Raw genomic sequence first — 17,753 nt, 5'->3', positions numbered from 1 at the left:
AGGGTGCCGGACGTCGTCCTGCCACTGCCCTGGCCGCGGCAATTTACTTGTCGTCGACTTGCAGGATGGCCAGGAAGGCCTCTTGCGGAATCTCGACGGTACCGACCTGCTTCATCCGCTTCTTGCCTGCCTTCTGCTTTTCCAGCAGCTTCTTCTTGCGCGAGATATCGCCGCCGTAGCACTTGGCCAGCACGTTCTTGCGCAGCGCCTTGACGTTTTCGCGCGCGATGATGTTGGAGCCGATGGCGGCCTGGATCGCCACGTCATACATCTGGCGCGGAATGATCTCACGCATCTTCGCCGCGACTTCGCGCCCGCGGTATTGCGAATTGGAGCGGTGCACGATCACCGACAGCGCGTCGACCTTGTCGCTGTTGATCAGGATATCGACCTTGACCACGTCGGACGGCCGATATTCCTTGAACTCGTAGTCCATCGACGCATAGCCGCGCGACACCGACTTAAGGCGATCGAAGAAATCCATCACGATCTCCGCCATCGGGATCTCGTAGGTCAGCTGCACCTGCTTGCCGTGGTAGCTCATATTGATTTGCGAGCCGCGCTTTTGCGTGCAAAGCGTGATCACCGAGCCGACATATTCCTGCGGCATATACAGGTTAACGGTGACAATCGGCTCCAGGATCGCCTCGATCTTGCTCGGGTCGGGCATCTTCGCCGGATTTTCGACGGTCATCATGGTGCCGTCGCGCATCTCGACCTGGTACACCACCGTCGGCGCGGTCGTGATCAGGTCCATGTCGAACTCGCGCTCCAGGCGCTCCTGCACGATTTCCATGTGCAGCAGGCCAAGGAAGCCGCAGCGGAAGCCAAAGCCGAGCGCCTGCGACACCTCCGGCTCGAACATCAGCGAAGCGTCGTTCAGGCGCAGCTTTTCCAGCGATTCACGCAGCGCCTCGTATTGGTTGGCTTCCACCGGATACAGGCCGGCAAACACCTGCGGCTTGACTTCCTTGAAGCCCGGCAGCGGCGCTTCGGCCTTGCGCTGCACGGTGGTGATGGTGTCGCCGACCTTGGCCGCCTTCAGTTCCTTGATGCCGGCAATGACAAAGCCCACCTGCCCGGCGGTCAGCGCGTCGCGCTGGATCGACTTGGGCGTGAACACGCCCACCTGCTCGACCAGGTGCTGCGCGCCGGTAGCCATCAGCAGCACTTTGTCCTTGGTGCGCAGCGTGCCGTTGACCACGCGCACCAGCATTACCACGCCGACGTAGTTGTCGAACCACGAGTCGATGATCAGCGCCTGCAGCGGCGCGTCGGCATCGCCCTTGGGCGGCGGCACCTTGGCGATCAGCGCCTCGATCACGTCCTGCACGCCCTGCCCGGTCTTGGCCGAGCACGGCGTGGCATCCTGCGCGTCGATGCCGATGACGTCCTCGATCTCCTGGATCGCGTTGTCCGGGTCGGCCTGCGGCAGGTCGATCTTGTTCAGCACCGGCACCACTTCCACGCCCAGTTCGATCGCGGTGTAGCAGTTGGCGACGGTCTGCGCCTCAACCCCCTGCGAGGCGTCGACCACCAGCAGCGCGCCTTCGCAGGCGGACAGCGAGCGGCTGACTTCATAGCTGAAGTCGACGTGTCCCGGGGTGTCGATCAGGTTCAGGTTATAAATCTTGCCGTCGCGCGCCTTGTAGCTCAGCGCGGCGGTCTGCGCCTTGATGGTGATGCCGCGCTCTTTCTCGATATCCATCGAGTCGAGAACCTGCGCTTCCATCTCCCGATCCGACAGCCCTCCACAAAGCTGAATGATCCGGTCGGCCAGGGTGGACTTCCCATGGTCGATGTGGGCAATGATCGAGAAATTACGGATATGGTCCATCTAGTGTTCAGGAAGCGCCGGCTGAAAGCCCGGGCGGCAACAAGCGTGAGCGGCCGGGCGCCGCGCGCCGCAAGGCGTGCGCGGGCATACCGCGGGTTCGGGGGTGCAATTTTTGCGCCAATCCGCAATTTTACCGGATTTTCAATGACTTCCGGGTCGTCAAATGGTGACGTGGCACGGATGCCGGCGGCGCTCAGCGGTCGGTGCGCGCGGCGCCATGTGCGGCAAGCCATACCCTCGTCGCCGCCTCGTCCAGGAAATAGTGACAAAGCGGCTCGGCATTTGCCGACGAGTCTGCCGACAAGTCCGCCGGCGTGCCGGGCATCAGCACCGGTACCAGCTCGCCAAAGCGCGCCTCCAGCGCGACATCGGCGTCGACATCGACTTCATGAAGGATGAAAGAAAAATCGCGCCGGAGCGGCTCCAGCGCGACTTTCATGTCTTCGCAAAGGTGGCAGTACGCCCGGCCGTACAGCGTCAGCGCGGGCGTAGCGGCCATGGCGAGGCGAGATCAGCGCGCCGAGGCGGCGCCGGGGCGCAGCGTCAGCACCTGGGTGGCGTCGCCGCGCCGCACGAACACTGCGGCGATCCGACTCTTGTCCAGGCCGCGCACCAGCTCGTTGAACTGGCGCGCGTTGGCCACGTCGGTGTCGCCCAGGCGCAGGATGATGTCGCCCGGACGGATGCCGGCACGCAACGCCGGGCCGTCGGCCACTTCGACCTCGACGCCGGACTTGAGCTTGAGCTCTTTCAGGCGCGCCTCGGGCAGGTCGCTGACCACCAGGCCCAGCGCGTTGGGCTTGCCGGCCTGCGGCGCGCTGTCGTCCTTGGGCGCCGCCCCGCTGCGGGCGCGGGCCTTGCCGTCCGGCTCCAGCTCGGTGACGGTGATGCTGACCTCCCGGGTCGCGCCCTTGCGCCACAGCTGCAGCGGCACGCGCGTGCCGGGCTTGGTCTCGCCAACCATGCGCGGCAGGTCCGAGGCCCGCTCGATATCGCGGCCATTGAACTTCAGGATGATGTCGCCCGCCTCGATGCCCGCTTTCTCGGCGGGACCGCCCGGCTCGACGCTGCCGACCAGCGCACCGCGCGCGCGGCCCAGGCCCAGCGAATCGGCAACTTCCTTGGTGACGTCGCCGATTGCCACGGCAATGCGGCCGCGCGTCACGCGCCCGGAAGACTTGAGCTGCTCCGACACGCGCATGGCCTCGTCGATCGGGATCGCGAACGAAATCCCCATGTAGCCGCCGCTGCGGCTGTAGATCTGCGAGTTGATGCCGATCACTTCGCCGCGCAGGTTGATCAGCGGCCCGCCGGAATTGCCGGGATTGACCGCGACGTCGGTCTGGATGAACGGCAGGTAGTCGCCGGTGTCGCGGCCCTTGGCCGAGACGATGCCGGCGGTCACGCTGTTGTCCAGACCGAACGGCGAGCCGATCGCCAGCACCCACTCGCCGGCGCGGACCTTGTTGGAATCGCCCAGCGGCAGGCGCGGCAGCCCGCTGGCCTCGACCTTGAGCAGCGCCACGTCGGTGCGCTTGTCGGAACCGATGAGCTTGGCCTTGAACTCGCGCTTGTCCGGCAGCGTCACGTAGATGGTCTCGGCGTCGGCGACCACGTGCGCGTTGGTCATCACATAGCCATCCTGGCTGATGATGAAGCCCGAGCCCACGCCGCGGCTCTGCTCTTCCTGCTGCGGCGGCTGACCGCGGCGCGGCGGGGTGCCGGGCGCCGGGGCGCCGGGCATCGGCACGCCGAAGAAGCGGCGGAAGAATTCGGCCATCTCGTCGTCGCCGCCCGGCACGCCGCGCTGGCGCACCAGTTCGGTGGTGCGGATATTGACCACGGCCGGGCTGGCCTTCTCCACCAGGTCAGTGAAGTCGGGCAGGTTGTAATTGGAGGCAGCGGCCTGGGCGTGGCTGACTTCGGCAACGGTCGGGCCGAGCAGCACCATGGCAGCCATGACCACGGCCCGCGCCAGGGCTGGAGATCTGAACATCATCGACAACTCCCGGGATTCAGCGAAAAGAAGAAAAACCGACTGGATGTGATCCCGTGACGGGGGACCCCTGGGCAGGTTTCATGGGGCCGGCCCCGGACGAAATCCGGACGCCGGCTGCACCTGCTCACGCTCAGTGTACCGTCTTGGGCGGACGGTACTCTACGGCCGTCGCAAACTGGCGCACGGTGCTCGCCGGCACCTCGCCCACCACGGTGATCCAGAAATCGGCAACCCGGCGCACCACGACTTGGGTCGCGCCGAGCGCGGCCACGCCTTCGCGGCGCACGCGTTGCTCGGAAACCGGCTCAATAAAGACCGACAGGCCGGTCAGCCCGTCGCTGTAGACGACCTGCAGCACTTCGAACACCTGCCCGCGGGCATTGCCCGGGTTCGGCGCGCGCAACTCGCCGAGCGGGCGGCGAACCTCGCGGATCTTCTGGAACCCCTTGAGCGGCACCGCGATCGACCAACCCTCGTCGGCGATGTTGGTCGGCTGGTAGGTCACCTCATATTGATTCCAGCTGCTGGAATTCTTGATCGCGCCAAGGATGCGCTGTTTCTCGGACGGGACGCCGATCTGCACCTGCGAGAACGCCACCTGCTCCAGCACCTTGCCGCCGTCGCCGATGGTCTGCGCGCGCATCAGCAGGCCGGAGTTTTTCTCTGCCCACAGCCGCACCGCGTAGCGCGCGGCATCGTGCGGCTCCAGCGCGAAGACCTCGCACTCCATGCCGGCCACGCGCTCGGCGGGCATCTTGCGCATGTCGTACAGATCCAGCACATCGTTCTTGTTGGTGGCGAGCAGCGCCGGGAAGCGGTCCTTGGCTTCCTGCTTTTCCACCACCACCAGCTTGGCTTCAGGGATCAGGCTGTGGACCACGTCGTTTTGGCGCAGCACTTCGCGCGGCTTGCCGTCGAGGGTTTCCAGCCGCTCGTATTCGTTGTGAACGAGGTCGCTGTAATGCTGGATACGCGAGGCGTGCATGACGCTGCCGCGCTGATAGATCAGCGTGCCGACATAGTTCTCGCGCTGTGCGGCTTTATGGATCTTGTTGAGCCAGGCAGTGGCGTCGCGTCGGTTCAGCGTACTGTCCGAAGGCTGCGCGGTGGCCGCGGCAGCGCTCAGACACAAGGCCAGAAAAAAGGACCTACGCAGGGCCCTAATTCTCTGCGCGCCCGCTACGTAGGCGGACGAACCTCCTTTATGCATGTCCGGCATTATTCCTGCGTATTTTCCTGAGTGAAGTTTGCACCGTTGGCAACCGTGCGCATGGTCGGCACGAAAGCATCCGTTGCCACTGAAGTGCGATGCGCACGCAGGTATTCGTCCAGGCGCGGGTCGCGGATCATCTGCGGCGCGTCCGCGGCGACCGTGACGATGCCGGCGGCCTGGCCGGCGGCCGGCTGCTCGGCACGGGCCACCACGGCGTCAGGCGTTCCGAGCGTGGCCGGGCCGCGCATCTGCGGCACCACCACCCAGCTGACCGCGGCCACGGCGGCGGCGATGGCGGTGCCCGGCATCACGCGGCGCACCCACGACGGCCTGACCAGCAGGCGATGGCGGGCGCGGGCCTGCGCCACCGCCGGCACCAGCACGTGCGGCTCGGCTTCCAGGCGCGCGGAGAAACGCGAGAGGAAATCGGCGGTGGAGCCCGCCTGCGTCAGGTCTTCTGACCGCAGTGCGTCGCCGATCAACTGGTATGCGGTCCAGTCGGAAATGCCGGCCTCGCTCTTCGCGAGATCCAGCACGGCATCGACTTCGTGCGGCGCCAGTTCGCCATCCATAAATACGGAGATCTGCTCCGCTGCTTCCACTACATGAACCGACTGCTTATGAGCCTGACCCATTTCCCACCCCAAGACATTCCATTGAACACCGATAATCCCGTTACTGCTGTCGCTTATCGATGCAGGAATAGGCTGCAACGCTGGCCGCACGACATTCTTCTCTACCACCTGGACCGCCACTTACCACCGCTTGCCCTCTGCCGTTCCCAGCAGCGGGCGCAATCGTTCGGCAATCGCCTCGCGCGCACGGAAGATCCGCGAGCGCACCGTGCCGATCGGGCATCCCATCGCTTCCGCGATTTCCTCGTAGCTGAGGCCCTCGATCTCGCGCAGCGTGATGGCAGTCCGCAATTCTTCCGGAAGTGCTTCCATCGCGCGGTTCACCGTCTCGGCGACTTGCCGCGTGTGGAGCATCGACTCCGGCGTATTGATATCCCTTAGTTGTTCACCGTCCGCAAAAGTTTCAGCCTCTTCCGCATCGATATCGCTGGACGCTTCCGGGCGGCGGCCCTGGGTGGCCAGGTAGTTCTTGGCGGTGTTCACGGCGATCCGGTACAGCCACGTGTAGAAGGCCGACTCCCCGCGGAACTGAGGCAAGGCGCGGTATGCCTTGATGAAGGCATCCTGCGCCACATCCTCGACTTCAGCGGGATCCCTGACCAGGCGCGAAATCAGGCGAATGATCTTCCGATGGTATTTGGTCACCAGAAGTTCAAAGGCCCGCTTGTCGCCCTGCTGGACGCGTTCAACTAGGAGCTGATCGGCTTCGCGTTCGCTCACGTATGGCTCACCTGCAGTGTATCTCTTGGTTTGGTCGTCACGACAAACGTTGTATTTTACCTACGATTCTCAGCCCGCCCGGTGAAGCAACGCGCATCCTGTGACCGCAAGCTAACAAAATCGTTCCCTGTCCGGCCATCAGGTTGCACCCGCAGTGCAACTCGCGCGGACCGTCGCAGCCATCGCGCCAGTTCGGGGCCGGCGGCCTGCCAGGGGAGCAGAATGACAACGGGCATCGCAGGGCCGCCGGATGCAAGACACACCACCGTTGCGCCTCCGATCTGCCAGCACTGCCGCACGACGGCCTCGCGCCGCGCACCGCCTGGCGCTTCCAGCCAGACACGCAGGGGTCCTTCGGCGTCGGCGTCCTGCACGGCCGCACAGGTCCAGCGCAGGCCGCGCCACCATGCCGGCCACGCGCGCAGTGTCGCCGCGGCGGCCAGTGCGAGGCCCATGCCCGCGGCGAGGTGCCACCACAGGAATCCGGCCTGGTTGCCGGCGATGGCGTCGGCCAACGTCCGCGCCAGCAGCGCCAGCGCCAGCAATTCGCCGGCACAAAACACGAACAGGGTCCACCCCAGCGGGTGGACCCTGCCATGGCGCAGCCCCTTATGGAATCCCTTAAGAGACCCCTTAAGGGCCCGCCTCAACCACGGATCAGGCGCGGCGGAAAACAAGCGTGCCGTTGGTGCCGCCGAAACCGAAGTTGTTCTTCACCGCCACGTCGATCTTCATCTCGCGCGCCGTGTTGGCCACGTAGTCCAGGTCGCACTCGGGATCCTGGTTGTCGATGTTGATCGTCGGCGGCGAGACCTGATTGTGCAGCGCCAGCACGGTGAAGACCGATTCCAGACCACCGGCGCCGCCCAGCAGGTGGCCGGTCATCGACTTGGTTGAGTTCACCACCATCTTGTAGGCCTGGTCGCCGAACGCCGCCTTGATCGCATCGGACTCATTCTTGTCGCCCAGCGGCGTGGAAGTGCCGTGCGCGTTCAGGTAGTGCACCTGGTCGGTGTTGATGCCGGCATCCTTGAGCGCATTGACCATGCAGCGGCGCGGGCCGTCCATGTTCGGTGCGGTCATGTGGTAGGCGTCGCCGCTCATGCCGAAGCCGATCAGCTCGGCATAGATGCGGGCGCCGCGCGCCTTGGCCGACTCGTACTCTTCCAGCATCATCACGCCGGCGCCCTCGCCCAGCACGAAGCCGTCGCGGTCCTTGTCCCACGGACGCGAGGCCGCTGCCGGATCGTCGTTGCGGGTCGACAGCGCGCGCGCGGCGGCGAAGCCACCGATGCCCAGCGGCGACACGGTCGATTCGGCGCCGCCCGCCAGCATGGCGTCGGCATCGCCGGCCTGGATCAGGCGGGCGGCCAGGCCGATGCTGTGCAGGCCGGTCGTGCACGCCGTCACGGCGGCCAGGTTCGGGCCCTTGATGCCGTGGATGATCGACAGGTGGCCGGCGATCATGTTGATGATCGAGCCGGGCACGAAGAACGGCGAAATCCGACGCGGACCCCGCTCGCTCAGCACGGCGTGGGTATCCTCGATCATCGGCAGGCCACCGATGCCCGAGCCGACCAGCACGCCGATGCGCTCGGCATTGGCTTCGGTCACTTCCAGGCCGCTGTCCTTCAGCGCCTGGGTCCCGGCCGCGATGCCGTAATGGATAAACGTATCCATGTTGCGGGCTTCCTTGGCCGGGATGTAGTCCTCGGCATTGAAACCCTTCACCTCGCCGGCAAAGTGCACGGACAGCGCGGAGTGATCGAATTTGGTGATGGTGGCGATGCCGGACTTGCCGGCTACCAGGTTGGCCCAGCCTTCGGCAACCGTGTTTCCGACCGGAGACACAAGGCCAAGCCCAGTGACGACGACGCGACGACGGCTCACTATGTTTTCCTACGGGTGCGTGAAACGGGAACGGAACGCGGAGTTGTCCGCCGCCGGCCCTGTTGGCCGTGCGGCGAAGCTCATTCCATTCTGCTTCTTCGAACAGACGAAAGCCACAGAAAACAGCAAGGCGCGGCCGCAACGGCCCGCCCACCTGCCTTCTGTGGCTCGGAATGCAGAGACGACGGGCTTAGGCCTTGACGTGCGCGGTGGCGTAGTCGATAGCCTGTTGCACGGTCGTGATCTTTTCGGCTTCCTCATCAGGAATTTCCATGCCGAATTCATCTTCCAACGCCATCACGAGTTCAACCGTGTCCAGCGAGTCCGCACCGAGGTCGTTCACGAACGAGGATTCGTTCTTGATGTCTGCCTCGGCCACGCCAAGCTGTTCTGCCACGATTTTCTTGACGCGTTGTTCGATATTGTCCATGTAACCCTCCAGGGAAGTTCGACAAAAAGTGGGCGCATTTTAGCAGGTTTGGGACAACAGAAATGCTGCCTGCCAAGCTTTGCAAGAATCGCGCCCGATTGGTTCGGAAAACTACGACTTCCGGCAGCTTCTTCCGGCTTCCTGGCCGAAAAACCGCGCCGGAAAACCATTAATTCATGTACATGCCGCCGTTCACATGCAGCGTGGTGCCGGTGATGTAGGCGGCTTGCGGACCGGCCAGGAAAGCGACCGCGTTGGCGATATCCTCGGGCTGCCCCAGGCGGCCCAGCGGGATCTGCGTCTTGAGGGAAGCATGCTGCTCTTCCGACAGCGCCTTGGTCATGTCGGTATCGATAAAGCCCGGCGCGACGCAGTTGACGGTCACGTTGCGGCTGCCGATTTCGGCGGCCAGCGAGCGGGTCATGCCGGCCACGCCGGCCTTGGCCGCGGAGTAGTTCATCTGGCCGGGATTGCCGACCGAGCCCACCACCGACGTGATGTTGATGATGCGGCCCTGGCGCGCCTTCATCATCGGGCGCAGCACCGCGCGCGACAGGCGGAACACCGAAGTCAGGTTGGTCTGGATCACGGCCAGCCAGTCCTCGTCCTTCATGCGCATCGCCAGCTGGTCCTGGGTAATGCCGGCATTGTTGACCAGCACGCCGATGCCGCCGTGACTCTTGACGATCTCGTCGATGAGCGCGTCGCAGGCAGCGGCGTCGTTGACGTTGAGCACGGCGCCCTTGCCCTTCAGGCCTTCGGCGCCGAGGTAGTCGGTGATGCCGGCCGCGCCGGCTTCGCTGGTGGCGGTGCCGATCACGGTGGCGCCCTGCCGGGCCAGTTCCAGCGCGATGGCTCGGCCGATGCCGCGCGAGGCGCCGGTAACCAGCGCAACCTGGTTGTCGAGTAGTTTGGTCATGCGGATGTCCTGTTGCTTATTTCAGCAGTGCCAGCGTGTCCTGCAGCGAGGCCGGATCGAAGACCGCGCCACCGCTCAGGTTGCCGTCGATGCGCTTGGTCATGCCGGCCAGCACCTTGCCCGGACCGCATTCGATCACGTGGGTGATGCCTTCGGCGGCCATCTTCTGCACGCACTCGACCCAGCGCACCGGCGCGGCGGCCTGGCGCACCAGCGCATCCTTGATCGCCTCCGGATCGCTGACGATGGCGACGTCGACGTTGTTCACCAGCGGAATCGACGGAGTCGAAAAAGCCAGGCCGGCCATGCGCTCGCGCAGCCGGTCGGAAGCCGGCTTGAGCAGCGACGAGTGGAATGGCGCCGACACCGGCAGCGGCAGCGCGCGCTTGGCGCCCTTGGCCTTGGCGATTTCGCAGGCCTTCTCGACCGCGCCCTTGTGTCCGGCGATCACTACCTGCGACGGCGCGTTGAAGTTGACGGCCTCGACCACGCCCGCGGCCGACGCTTCGGCGCACGCGGCGCGCACGTCGTCATCCGACAGGCCAAGGATCGCGGCCATGCCGCCCTCGCCCACCGGCACGGCTTCCTGCATGGCCTGCGCGCGGAAACGCACCAGCGGTACGGCGTCGGCGAACGGAATCACTCCCGCGGCCACCAGCGCGGAGTACTCGCCCAGGCTGTGGCCGGCCACCAGCGCCGGCGCCGGGCCACCGGCATCGAGCCAGGCACGGTAGATCGCCACTGCGGCGGTCAGCATCACCGGCTGCGTATTGGTGGTCAGGTTCAGTTCTTCGGCAGGGCCTTCGGCAATCAGGCGGCCGAGATCCTGGCCGAGCGCGGCCGAGGCTTCTGCCACGGTGGCGCGCACCACGGCGTTGTCGGCGAAGGCATTGAGCATGCCGACCGACTGCGAACCCTGGCCGGGAAATACGAAAGCGAATTTCATCGGATGGAAACCCTAACAAGAAATCGGGGGCCGGCGCCGCGGCAGGTCGCGCCTGCGCGGCACGCCCGGGCGCCGGCCGCGTATCACATGCGCAGCAGCACCGCGCCCCAGGTGAAGCCGCCGCCCACGCCTTCCATCAGCACCGTGTGGCCCGGCCGGATGCGGCCGTCGCGCACGGCGACGTCGAGCGCCAGCGGGATCGAGGCGGCCGAGGTGTTGCCGTGCTCGTGCACGGTGGCGACCATGCGCTCGGCCGGCAGTCCCAGCTTCTTCGCCGTGCCCTGCATGATGCGGATATTGGCCTGGTGCGGAATCAGCCAGTCGACCTGGTCGGGCGACACGCTGGCGGCTTCCATGGCTTCGCGCGCCACCTTGTCGAGCACGTTGACGGCGAGCTTGAACACTGCCTGGCCATCCATGTGCAGGAACGGGTTGCCGGTGATATTGCCGCCGGCTACGTTGCCCGGCACGCACAGGATGTCGACCTGGCTGCCGTCCGAGTGCATGGCGCTGGACAGGATGCCCGGCTCGTCGGACGCCGACAGCACCACCGCACCGGCACCGTCGCCGAACAGCACGCAGGTGGTGCGGTCGTTGAAGTCGAGGATGCGCGAGAACACTTCGGTGCCGATCACCAGCACATTGCGGTGCGAGCCGCTGCGGATGAACTTGTCGGCGGTGGCCAGTGCGTACACAAAGCCGGAGCACACCGCCTGCAGGTCGAAGGCCGGGCAATGATTGGTGATGCCCAGCTTTTCCTGCACGATGCAGGCGGTGCTGGGGAACACGAAGTCCGGCGTCGAGGTAGCGACGATGATCAGGTCGATGTCCTGGCGGTCGATGCCGGCGGCCTCGATAGCCTGCTCGGCGGCCTTGACCGCCAGCGCGCTGCTGGTCACATCGGGCTCGGCCCAGTGGCGCGCCGAGATGCCGCTGCGGGAGACGATCCACTCGTCGCTGGTCTCGATGCCTTTCTCGGCAAGCTGCGCGGCCAGCTCATGGTTGGTCACGCGCCGCGGAGGCAGGTAGCTCCCGGTACCGATGATTTTTGCGTACTTGGTCATGTATTGTCGGATCGTATGGCCCGCCGGCACGCTCGACCGGCGCGCGTGGCGTTCAGGCGACGTGGGTGCTGGGATGCGCGCCAGGCGCCTCTGTCTCCGGGGCGGCCTGGGCACCGCCTGCGGCGATGGATTTATCGGCAAAGGCCCGGGTGATGCGGGCGATCACGCCATTCTTGGCGGCATCATACCCGCGTTTGATGGCCCACTCAAAAGAATGGGCATCGGCCGAGCCGTGGCTCTTGATCACCAGCCCGCGCAGGCCCAGCAGCGACGCGCCGTTGTAGCGCGCCGGGTCGAGCCGCTTGGCCAGGCGCGACAGCACCGGCATGGCGACCGCGGCCAGCAGCTTGGTAAACCACGAGCGGGTGAATTCTTCCTTGATCATGCTGCCGATCATCTTGGCCAGGCCCTCGGTGCTCTTGAGCGCCACATTGCCGACGAAGCCGTCGCAGACCACGATGTCGGTGGTGCCCTTGAAGATGTCGTTGCCTTCCACGTTGCCGTAGAAGTTCAGCTCCGAGGCGCGCAGCAGTTCGCCGGCGCGCTTGACCACCTCGTTGCCCTTGATGACTTCCTCGCCGATGTTCAGCAGGCCCACCGTAGGGTGTTCCTTGTGGTCGACGACGGCCACCATGGCCTCGGCCATGCGCGCGAACTGCAGCAGGTGCTCGGGCTCGCAGTCGGCGTTGGCGCCCAGGTCGAGCACCGTGGTGCCCCAGCCCTGTTGGTTGGGGATGGTGGTGGCGATGGCCGGCCGCTCGATGCCTTCGAGCGTCTTCAGCACGTAGCGCGATACCGCCATCAGCGCGCCGGTGTTGCCGGCCGAGATGCAGGCGCCGGCGAGGCCTTCCTTGACCTGGGCGACGGCAACGCGCATCGAGGAGTCGCGCTTCTTGCGCAGTGCCACTTCGACCGGGTCATCCATGGTGATGACTTCGGTGGCCTCGACGATGCTGACGCGCGGATGGTCCAGCGCGTGCAGCTTTTTCAGCTGCGCCCGGATGGCGTCGGGCAAGCCGACCAGCACCATCTCGGCATCGTCGTGGCGGGAAAGAAAACTGATCGCCGCGGGCACCGTCACGGACACTCCGTGATCGCCGCCCATGCAGTCGATAGCGATTTTGATCGTCATTGTTCCTGGTACGGATAGCGCGGCGGCGCACGCCACGCCCGGCGGGAATCCCGAGCGCCCAACAAAAAAGCGGCAACGATCTTGCCGCTTTTTTGTGTCTGACCGATTATTGTCCGACCCACAGGCATGCGCGAGCGAGACGCAACGTCACGCCTAGCGAAGCTATCAGTCGTTCTTGGTCTTGATGACCTTGCGGCCACGGTAGTAGCCGTTCGGGCTCACGTGGTGGCGCAGGTGGGTTTCGCCGGTGGTCGGCTCGACGGCCAGCGGCGCGGCCGACAGGTGGTCGTGCGAACGGTGCATGCCGCGCTTGGACGGCGACTTCTTGTTCTGTTGAACAGCCATGATGACTCCTTCGAGAATTTTGCAATATTAACACACGCATCCCGCCCAAGGCGTAGCCGGGGCCCGGCCGGATGCTTCAGATTCACCTGCAAGACCCTGCAGGCCGCGCGCTGGCGGCTTCAGTGCCGGGTCTTCAGGCCGGCCAGCGCCGCGAAGGGCGAAGGCCGCTTTTCTTCCTCAGGCTCAGCTTCAGGCTGGGCCTCGCCGTCCGATCCGGTCACGAGGCTTTCGTGCACGGCCGGGCAGACGTCATGCTTGGGTGCCACGGGCAACGCCAGCAGCACTTCATCTTCTATCAGTTCCAGCAGCGAAAACCGCTTCGAGCCGGCGATCACGTCGACTTCGTCGTCGTCCATCGGCGCGGCGTCGGCCGCTTCTTCGCTTTCCACCACCTCGAAACGCGTCGCCGTGTCGATCGGCTGGGCATAGGGCGTCAGGCAGCGCTGGCAATCCAGCCACATCCGGCCCTGCACCGTCACGTCGAGGAACAGCCGCTGCGCCACTGGGGCGCCGGGCTCGGCCGCCTCCTCGCGCATGAAGCCGGTGGCCGTATAGGCGAAGCTCTCATCGGGTGCCGAGGCTGGCGCTTGCGCGGCGGTCTCGGCTAAGATGCGCGGCAAATCCCGCACCGCCACGTCGCCGGCCAGGCTTTCACCCTTTCGGCACAAGGCGAAGAGGTCAAGCGCGCGCAGGTCGATCGGCTGGGTCATGTGCGTGGCTCCTGTCGCAAATCAATGACGGGTTCGCCACATGCCTCACCTGACGGATTGCGGGCCGCGCACATTGGCGGCACTGCGCCCGGGTGCGGATGCGGCTAAACGCGCGATTATACGGTGTAAACCTTCCCGAGGTCAAAGGCCTTGCTTCGGAAGCCACACGGCTTCGTGCCCTGATTCTATTACTTATGTCCCCAGACCCACGCCCCCGGCTGATCCTTGGCTCCGGCTCGCCCTACCGCCGCGAACTGCTGGAGCGGCTGCGCATTCCTTTCGAAGTCGCGGTGCCGGACATCGACGAAACCCCGCTGGCCGGTGAAGCGCCCGAGGCCACGGCGCTGCGGCTGTCGCAGCGCAAGGCCGAGGCCATCGCGGCGCGCCACCCCGGCGCCCTGGTGATCGGCTCCGACCAGGTGCTGACGCTGGACGGCGCCCAGATGGGCAAGCCTGGCACGCACGACAACGCGGTGGCGCAGCTACACCGCATGCGCGGGCGCACCGCCACCTTTCACTCGGCACTGTGCCTGCTGGATTCCCGCACAGGGACCGCGCAACTGGCCGACGTGCAAACCCGCGTGACGATGCGCGACCTCAGCGACGCCGAGATCGAGACCTACCTGCAGCTGGAGCGCCCCTACGACGTGGCCGGCAGCGCCAAGTCCGAGGGACTCGGCATCACGCTGCTGGCGCGGGTCGAGTCCGATGATCCCACCGCGCTGGTCGGCCTGCCGCTGATCGCGCTGACCGGCATGCTGCGCCAGGCCGGCTACCCTCTCCTTTCCGCATGAACCGCACCTACCGCACCCACCCACGATGAGCGGCACCCTCTACCTGATCCCCAATACCCTTGGCAAGCGCGACGAAGCCGATCCTCTGGCCGACGTGATCCCGGCCGGCGTGCAGCAGATCGCGGCCGGGCTGGACTACCTCGTCGCTGAGAACGCCAAGACCGCGCGCGCCTTCCTGAGGAAACTGGGCGAAACCACGCCGCTGGCGCGCCCGATCCAGCAGATCGAGATCCAGGAACTGAATGTCAATACGCGCACCGACGCCCTGGCCGCGCTGCTGGCGCCGCTGCAGGGCGGCCGCGACGGCGGCCTGCTGTCGGAGGCCGGCGTGCCGGCGGTGGCCGACCCGGGCGCCGACCTGGTGCGGCTGGCGCATGCGCGCGGCATCCGCGTGCGGCCGCTGGTGGGGCCCAGTTCGATCCTGCTGGCGGTGATGGGCTCGGGCCTGAACGGCCAGAGCTTTGCCTTCAACGGCTACCTGCCGGTGGATGCCAATGAGCGCGCGCAGCGGCTGCGTGAACTGGAGCAGCGCTCGCGCAAGGCCAGCCAGACCCAGGTCTTCATCGAAACGCCGTACCGCAACGGCGCGCTGCTGGAGGCCATGCGCCAGCACTGTGCCGGCACCACGCTGCTGTCCGTGGCGGTGGACCTAACCCTGCCCGGGGAGACCATCGTCACGCTGCCGTTGTCGGACTGGCGCCCCGAGCGGATCGCGCTGCACAAGCGCCCGGCGATCTTTTCGCTGCTCGCCCTCTAGGGGCTAAGCAGCGGGACAGAAAATGCAAAAGGGGCGCTCGCGCCCCCTTTTTTCGCTTGCTCCCGCGGCAGGCTTCAGCGCATGCCCTGCATGCCGGTGCTCCACAGCATCGTTTTCATCGCCGCGCTGCCCACGGCCGCGCCGAAGCGCTTGGCCACGCGTTCGGCGATGTTCTCCTTGACCGTGTAGTCGACGATGTCCTCGGCCTTGAACAGGTCGCGCGCGACGTACTCGGCACTTCCCAGCCCGTCGGCCAGCCCCAGCGCGACGCTGCGCTCGCCCGACCAGAACAGGCCGGAGAACAGCTCCGGGTCGTCCTTGAGCCGATCGCCGCGGCCTTCCTTGACCACGTCGATGAACTGCTGGTGGATCTGCTTGAGCATGGCTTCGGCAAAGGCTTTCTGCTTCGGCACCTGCGGCGAGAACGGATCGAGCATGCCCTTGTTGGCGCCCGAGGTGTAGAGCCGGCGCTCGACGCCCAGTTTGTCCATCAGTCCGGTAAAGCCAAAGCCGTCCATCAGCACGCCGATCGAGCCGACGATGCTGGCCTTGTCGACATAGATCTTGTCGGCCGCCGCCGCCACGTAATAGCCGCCGGAAGCACAGATTTCCTCGACCACCACATACAGCGGCTTGGACGGGTAGAGGCCGCGCAGCCGGTGGATCTCGTCGTTGATGATGCCTGCCTGCACGGGCGAGCCGCCGGGCGAATTGATCTTCAGGATCACCCCGGCAGCATTGCTGTCGGCAAAGGCCGCCTGCAGCGAGGCGTTGATCGCTTCGGCGCTTGCCGGCGTGCCGGCGGCGATTTCGCCCTCCAGCGTGACCATCGCGGTGTGGCGGCCCGAAGCGCTGATGGCGCCATCGCCCTTGAAGTCGAAGACGGCAAACAGGATCAGCGCCAGCAGGCCGAGGGTCACCAGGCGGAAGAAAATGCGCCAGCGCCGCGCCGCGCGTTGCTCGCGCAGCGAGGCGGTCAACACCTTTTCCAGCACATCCCGCTCCCAGCCGCCGCTCGCTTGTCCGCCCACCCGTCCACCGCTGGTGGCACCTTCCAGACGCGCCTTGCGCTCGCGCGCTTCGCGCCGCGCGGCGTCATCGCCCGCGCGGAGTTCATCCTCCAGCGGAAAATCGGCACGCGGCGCAGTCACCAGGCGCTCGGACTCGGGCACGGGGGCGGGCCCGGCGTCGCCGGCATCTCCGGCCTCGCCGGCGGGCTTGCGCGGGTCCGGCTGCCCCGGGTCGTTGGGTTCATCCGAGGGCGGCTTCTGTTGTTCTGTCATGCAAATCGCTCGTGGAAATCCATTCAGGCGCCGCCGGAAGGCTCGGGCGCGCGGTACGGGGCCTGCGGCAGCCAGTAGACCTGGCCATCGTGTTCCTCGACCTGCAGCTTGGCCAGCGCGGCCCCGCGGCAGGGACCGCCGACGCACTCGCCGCTATCCGGCGCGTACACCGCGCCATGAGTGGCGCACATCAAGTATAGGCCCGAGGCATCGAAGAACCGCCCCTCCTGCCAGTCCAGCTCCATCGGCACGTGCGCGCACCGGTTCAGGTAGGCATGAGCAACGCCGTCGAAACGCACCACAAAGGCGCCGATCTCGCGCTGGTCGAGCGCCACCGAGAAGCGCACGCCGAGCCCACCCTCCTGCAATGCATCGGCGGCGCACAGCCGCACCGGCGCCTGGCCGGAGGCCGCCTCAGGCATGGGCCAGCAGCCACTCGGTCAGGTCCGAAATCGAACTGGCGCAGTGCACCGGCGCCATGGCGCGCAGCGACTCGGCCGGATGCGCCCCGTAACAGACGCCCAGACCCTTGGCGCCGGCGTTGACCGCCATCTGCAGGTCATGGGTGGTGTCGCCGACCATCACCGTGCGCTCCACGTCCTGGCCCAGTTCGCGCGTCAGTTCGTGCAGCATGGCCGGGTGCGGCTTGGAGAAGGTCTCGTCGGCACAGCGGGTGGCGTCGAACAGCGCGGTCAGGCCGCTGGCTGCGAGCGCGCGCTGCAGGCCGACGCGGGTCTTGCCGGTGGCCACGCCGAGAAAATAGTGTTCCGCGCGCAGCGTCTCGAGCATTTCGCGCACACCGTCGAACAGCACGAGATCGGCGTCGCGGGTCAGGAAATGGTAGCGGTAGCGCTCGGCCAGCCGCGGATAGTCGGCGGGATCCAGCGTCGGCACCGCGTACGACAGCGCATCCTTCAGCCCGAGCCCGATCACGTGGCTGGCGGCGCTGTCGTCCGGCACCGGCAGGCCCAGGTCCCGGCTGGCGAGCTGGATGCACTTGGCGATGGTCGGGGTCGAGTCCATCAGCGTCCCGTCCCAGTCGAAAACGATCAGGTCAAATTGTTGCCTGGCCATGGAAG

At 66.2% G+C, this 17,753-nt stretch carries 20 protein-coding genes; 2 read left to right on the top strand and 18 right to left on the bottom strand.

Annotated features, from left to right (window positions below; all coding sequences use genetic code 11):
- Window positions 1-43 precede the first annotated feature (43 nt).
- From lepA to MKD38_RS17480, 15 genes are all read right to left on the bottom strand, one after another.
- Window positions 44-1,837, bottom strand: coding sequence for a translation elongation factor 4 (gene lepA / locus MKD38_RS17550; protein ID WP_252678585.1), 1,794 nt, complete (start codon window positions 1,835-1,837; stop codon window positions 44-46).
- Window positions 1,838-2,030: 193 nt separating this feature from the next.
- Window positions 2,031-2,336, bottom strand: coding sequence for a glutaredoxin family protein (locus MKD38_RS17545; protein WP_252678583.1), 306 nt, complete (start codon window positions 2,334-2,336; stop codon window positions 2,031-2,033).
- Between the two features lie 12 nt (window positions 2,337-2,348).
- Window positions 2,349-3,836 carry a DegQ family serine endoprotease gene (locus tag MKD38_RS17540; protein WP_252678581.1) on the bottom strand — a complete coding sequence of 496 codons (1,488 nt, stop codon included), beginning with the start codon at window positions 3,834-3,836 and terminating at the stop codon, window positions 2,349-2,351.
- A gap of 130 nt (window positions 3,837-3,966) precedes the next feature.
- Entirely contained in the window at window positions 3,967-5,046 is a 1,080-nt protein-coding gene (locus tag MKD38_RS17535) for a MucB/RseB C-terminal domain-containing protein (protein WP_252678579.1), read from the bottom strand.
- 8 nt (window positions 5,047-5,054) lie between these two features.
- On the bottom strand, window positions 5,055-5,684 hold the full coding sequence (locus tag MKD38_RS17530; protein WP_252678755.1) for a sigma-E factor negative regulatory protein: 630 nt from the start codon (window positions 5,682-5,684) through the stop codon (window positions 5,055-5,057).
- Between the two features lie 120 nt (window positions 5,685-5,804).
- A complete protein-coding gene (gene rpoE, locus MKD38_RS17525; RefSeq protein WP_012353313.1) occupies window positions 5,805-6,404 on the bottom strand; it encodes an RNA polymerase sigma factor RpoE in 600 nt (199 codons plus the stop codon).
- 56 nt (window positions 6,405-6,460) lie between these two features.
- Window positions 6,461-7,081: a hypothetical protein gene (locus MKD38_RS17520; protein WP_252678577.1), complete on the bottom strand. Its 621-nt coding sequence runs from the start codon at window positions 7,079-7,081 to the stop codon at window positions 6,461-6,463.
- Window positions 7,062-8,294, bottom strand: coding sequence for a beta-ketoacyl-ACP synthase II (gene fabF, locus MKD38_RS17515; RefSeq protein ID WP_115703905.1), 1,233 nt, complete (start codon window positions 8,292-8,294; stop codon window positions 7,062-7,064). The genes MKD38_RS17520 and fabF overlap by 20 nt, the downstream gene beginning before the upstream one ends.
- A 190-nt stretch (window positions 8,295-8,484) precedes the next feature.
- Entirely contained in the window at window positions 8,485-8,724 is a 240-nt protein-coding gene (gene acpP, locus MKD38_RS17510; RefSeq protein ID WP_008644813.1) for an acyl carrier protein, read from the bottom strand.
- Window positions 8,725-8,893: 169 nt separating this feature from the next.
- The gene (gene fabG, locus MKD38_RS17505) at window positions 8,894-9,643 is read right to left on the bottom strand and encodes a 3-oxoacyl-ACP reductase FabG (protein WP_092309615.1); all 750 of its coding nucleotides are present in this window, start codon (window positions 9,641-9,643) and stop codon (window positions 8,894-8,896) included.
- A 16-nt stretch (window positions 9,644-9,659) separates the two neighbouring features.
- Window positions 9,660-10,589, bottom strand: coding sequence for an ACP S-malonyltransferase (gene fabD, locus MKD38_RS17500; RefSeq protein ID WP_252678575.1), 930 nt, complete (start codon window positions 10,587-10,589; stop codon window positions 9,660-9,662).
- An 83-nt stretch (window positions 10,590-10,672) separates the two neighbouring features.
- Complete coding sequence (locus tag MKD38_RS17495; RefSeq protein WP_252678573.1) at window positions 10,673-11,653, bottom strand: beta-ketoacyl-ACP synthase III; 981 nt, start codon at window positions 11,651-11,653, stop codon at window positions 10,673-10,675.
- 52 nt (window positions 11,654-11,705) lie between these two features.
- Complete coding sequence (gene plsX / locus MKD38_RS17490; RefSeq protein ID WP_252678572.1) at window positions 11,706-12,785, bottom strand: phosphate acyltransferase PlsX; 1,080 nt, start codon at window positions 12,783-12,785, stop codon at window positions 11,706-11,708.
- A gap of 165 nt (window positions 12,786-12,950) precedes the next feature.
- Complete coding sequence (rpmF, locus tag MKD38_RS17485) at window positions 12,951-13,130, bottom strand: 50S ribosomal protein L32 (protein WP_010814675.1); 180 nt, start codon at window positions 13,128-13,130, stop codon at window positions 12,951-12,953.
- Window positions 13,131-13,249: 119 nt separating this feature from the next.
- Window positions 13,250-13,840 carry a DUF177 domain-containing protein gene (locus MKD38_RS17480; protein WP_252678571.1) on the bottom strand — a complete coding sequence of 197 codons (591 nt, stop codon included), beginning with the start codon at window positions 13,838-13,840 and terminating at the stop codon, window positions 13,250-13,252.
- 194 nt (window positions 13,841-14,034) lie between these two features.
- Between MKD38_RS17480 and MKD38_RS17475 the strand changes: the two genes are divergently transcribed.
- Together MKD38_RS17475 and MKD38_RS17470 are read left to right on the top strand one after the other, a co-directional pair.
- A complete protein-coding gene (locus MKD38_RS17475) occupies window positions 14,035-14,634 on the top strand; it encodes a Maf-like protein (protein WP_252678570.1) in 600 nt (199 codons plus the stop codon).
- Window positions 14,635-14,659: 25 nt separating this feature from the next.
- A complete protein-coding gene (locus MKD38_RS17470) occupies window positions 14,660-15,391 on the top strand; it encodes an SAM-dependent methyltransferase (RefSeq protein WP_252678569.1) in 732 nt (243 codons plus the stop codon).
- Between the two features lie 74 nt (window positions 15,392-15,465).
- Here the strand turns inward: MKD38_RS17470 and MKD38_RS17465 are convergent, their stop codons facing one another.
- The 3 genes from MKD38_RS17465 to MKD38_RS17455 are packed head-to-tail and all read right to left on the bottom strand — an operon-like array spanning window position 15,466 to window position 17,748.
- The gene (locus tag MKD38_RS17465) at window positions 15,466-16,674 is read right to left on the bottom strand and encodes a S49 family peptidase (protein ID WP_252678568.1); all 1,209 of its coding nucleotides are present in this window, start codon (window positions 16,672-16,674) and stop codon (window positions 15,466-15,468) included.
- Between the two features lie 23 nt (window positions 16,675-16,697).
- Window positions 16,698-17,096, bottom strand: a complete 399-nt coding sequence (locus MKD38_RS17460) for a Rieske (2Fe-2S) protein (protein WP_252678567.1) — start codon at window positions 17,094-17,096, stop codon at window positions 16,698-16,700.
- Window positions 17,089-17,748, bottom strand: a complete 660-nt coding sequence (locus tag MKD38_RS17455) for an HAD-IA family hydrolase (RefSeq protein ID WP_252678566.1) — start codon at window positions 17,746-17,748, stop codon at window positions 17,089-17,091. Before MKD38_RS17455 ends, MKD38_RS17460 begins: the two co-directional genes overlap by 8 nt.
- Window positions 17,749-17,753: the final 5 nt, after the last annotated feature.

Origin of the sequence: Cupriavidus sp. WGlv3 (genome assembly GCF_023952475.1) — a bacterium.
GTDB classification, from domain to species: Bacteria; Pseudomonadota; Gammaproteobacteria; order Burkholderiales; family Burkholderiaceae; genus Cupriavidus; species Cupriavidus phytorum.
This window is presented reverse-complemented; position numbering and strand designations above follow the sequence as displayed.

Bases quoted from the DNA above. Each gene is read 5' to 3' on its own strand.
- lepA (WP_252678585.1), bottom strand. From the start codon at position 1,837: ATGGACCATATCCGTAATTTCTCGATCATTGCCCACATCGACCATGGG.
- MKD38_RS17545 (WP_252678583.1), bottom strand. From the start codon at position 2,336: ATGGCCGCTACGCCCGCGCTGACGCTGTACGGCCGGGCGTACTGCCAC.
- MKD38_RS17540 (WP_252678581.1), bottom strand. From the start codon at position 3,836: ATGATGTTCAGATCTCCAGCCCTGGCGCGGGCCGTGGTCATGGCTGCC.
- MKD38_RS17535 (WP_252678579.1), bottom strand. From the start codon at position 5,046: ATGCATAAAGGAGGTTCGTCCGCCTACGTAGCGGGCGCGCAGAGAATT.
- MKD38_RS17530 (WP_252678755.1), bottom strand. From the start codon at position 5,684: ATGGGTCAGGCTCATAAGCAGTCGGTTCATGTAGTGGAAGCAGCGGAG.
- acpP (WP_008644813.1), bottom strand. From the start codon at position 8,724: ATGGACAATATCGAACAACGCGTCAAGAAAATCGTGGCAGAACAGCTT.
- fabG (WP_092309615.1), bottom strand. From the start codon at position 9,643: ATGACCAAACTACTCGACAACCAGGTTGCGCTGGTTACCGGCGCCTCG.
- fabD (WP_252678575.1), bottom strand. From the start codon at position 10,589: ATGAAATTCGCTTTCGTATTTCCCGGCCAGGGTTCGCAGTCGGTCGGC.
- MKD38_RS17495 (WP_252678573.1), bottom strand. From the start codon at position 11,653: ATGACCAAGTACGCAAAAATCATCGGTACCGGGAGCTACCTGCCTCCG.
- plsX (WP_252678572.1), bottom strand. From the start codon at position 12,785: ATGACGATCAAAATCGCTATCGACTGCATGGGCGGCGATCACGGAGTG.
- rpmF (WP_010814675.1), bottom strand. From the start codon at position 13,130: ATGGCTGTTCAACAGAACAAGAAGTCGCCGTCCAAGCGCGGCATGCAC.
- MKD38_RS17480 (WP_252678571.1), bottom strand. From the start codon at position 13,840: ATGACCCAGCCGATCGACCTGCGCGCGCTTGACCTCTTCGCCTTGTGC.
- MKD38_RS17475 (WP_252678570.1), top strand. From the start codon at position 14,035: ATGTCCCCAGACCCACGCCCCCGGCTGATCCTTGGCTCCGGCTCGCCC.
- MKD38_RS17470 (WP_252678569.1), top strand. From the start codon at position 14,660: ATGAGCGGCACCCTCTACCTGATCCCCAATACCCTTGGCAAGCGCGAC.
- MKD38_RS17465 (WP_252678568.1), bottom strand. From the start codon at position 16,674: ATGACAGAACAACAGAAGCCGCCCTCGGATGAACCCAACGACCCGGGG.
- MKD38_RS17460 (WP_252678567.1), bottom strand. From the start codon at position 17,096: ATGCCTGAGGCGGCCTCCGGCCAGGCGCCGGTGCGGCTGTGCGCCGCC.
- MKD38_RS17455 (WP_252678566.1), bottom strand. From the start codon at position 17,748: ATGGCCAGGCAACAATTTGACCTGATCGTTTTCGACTGGGACGGGACG.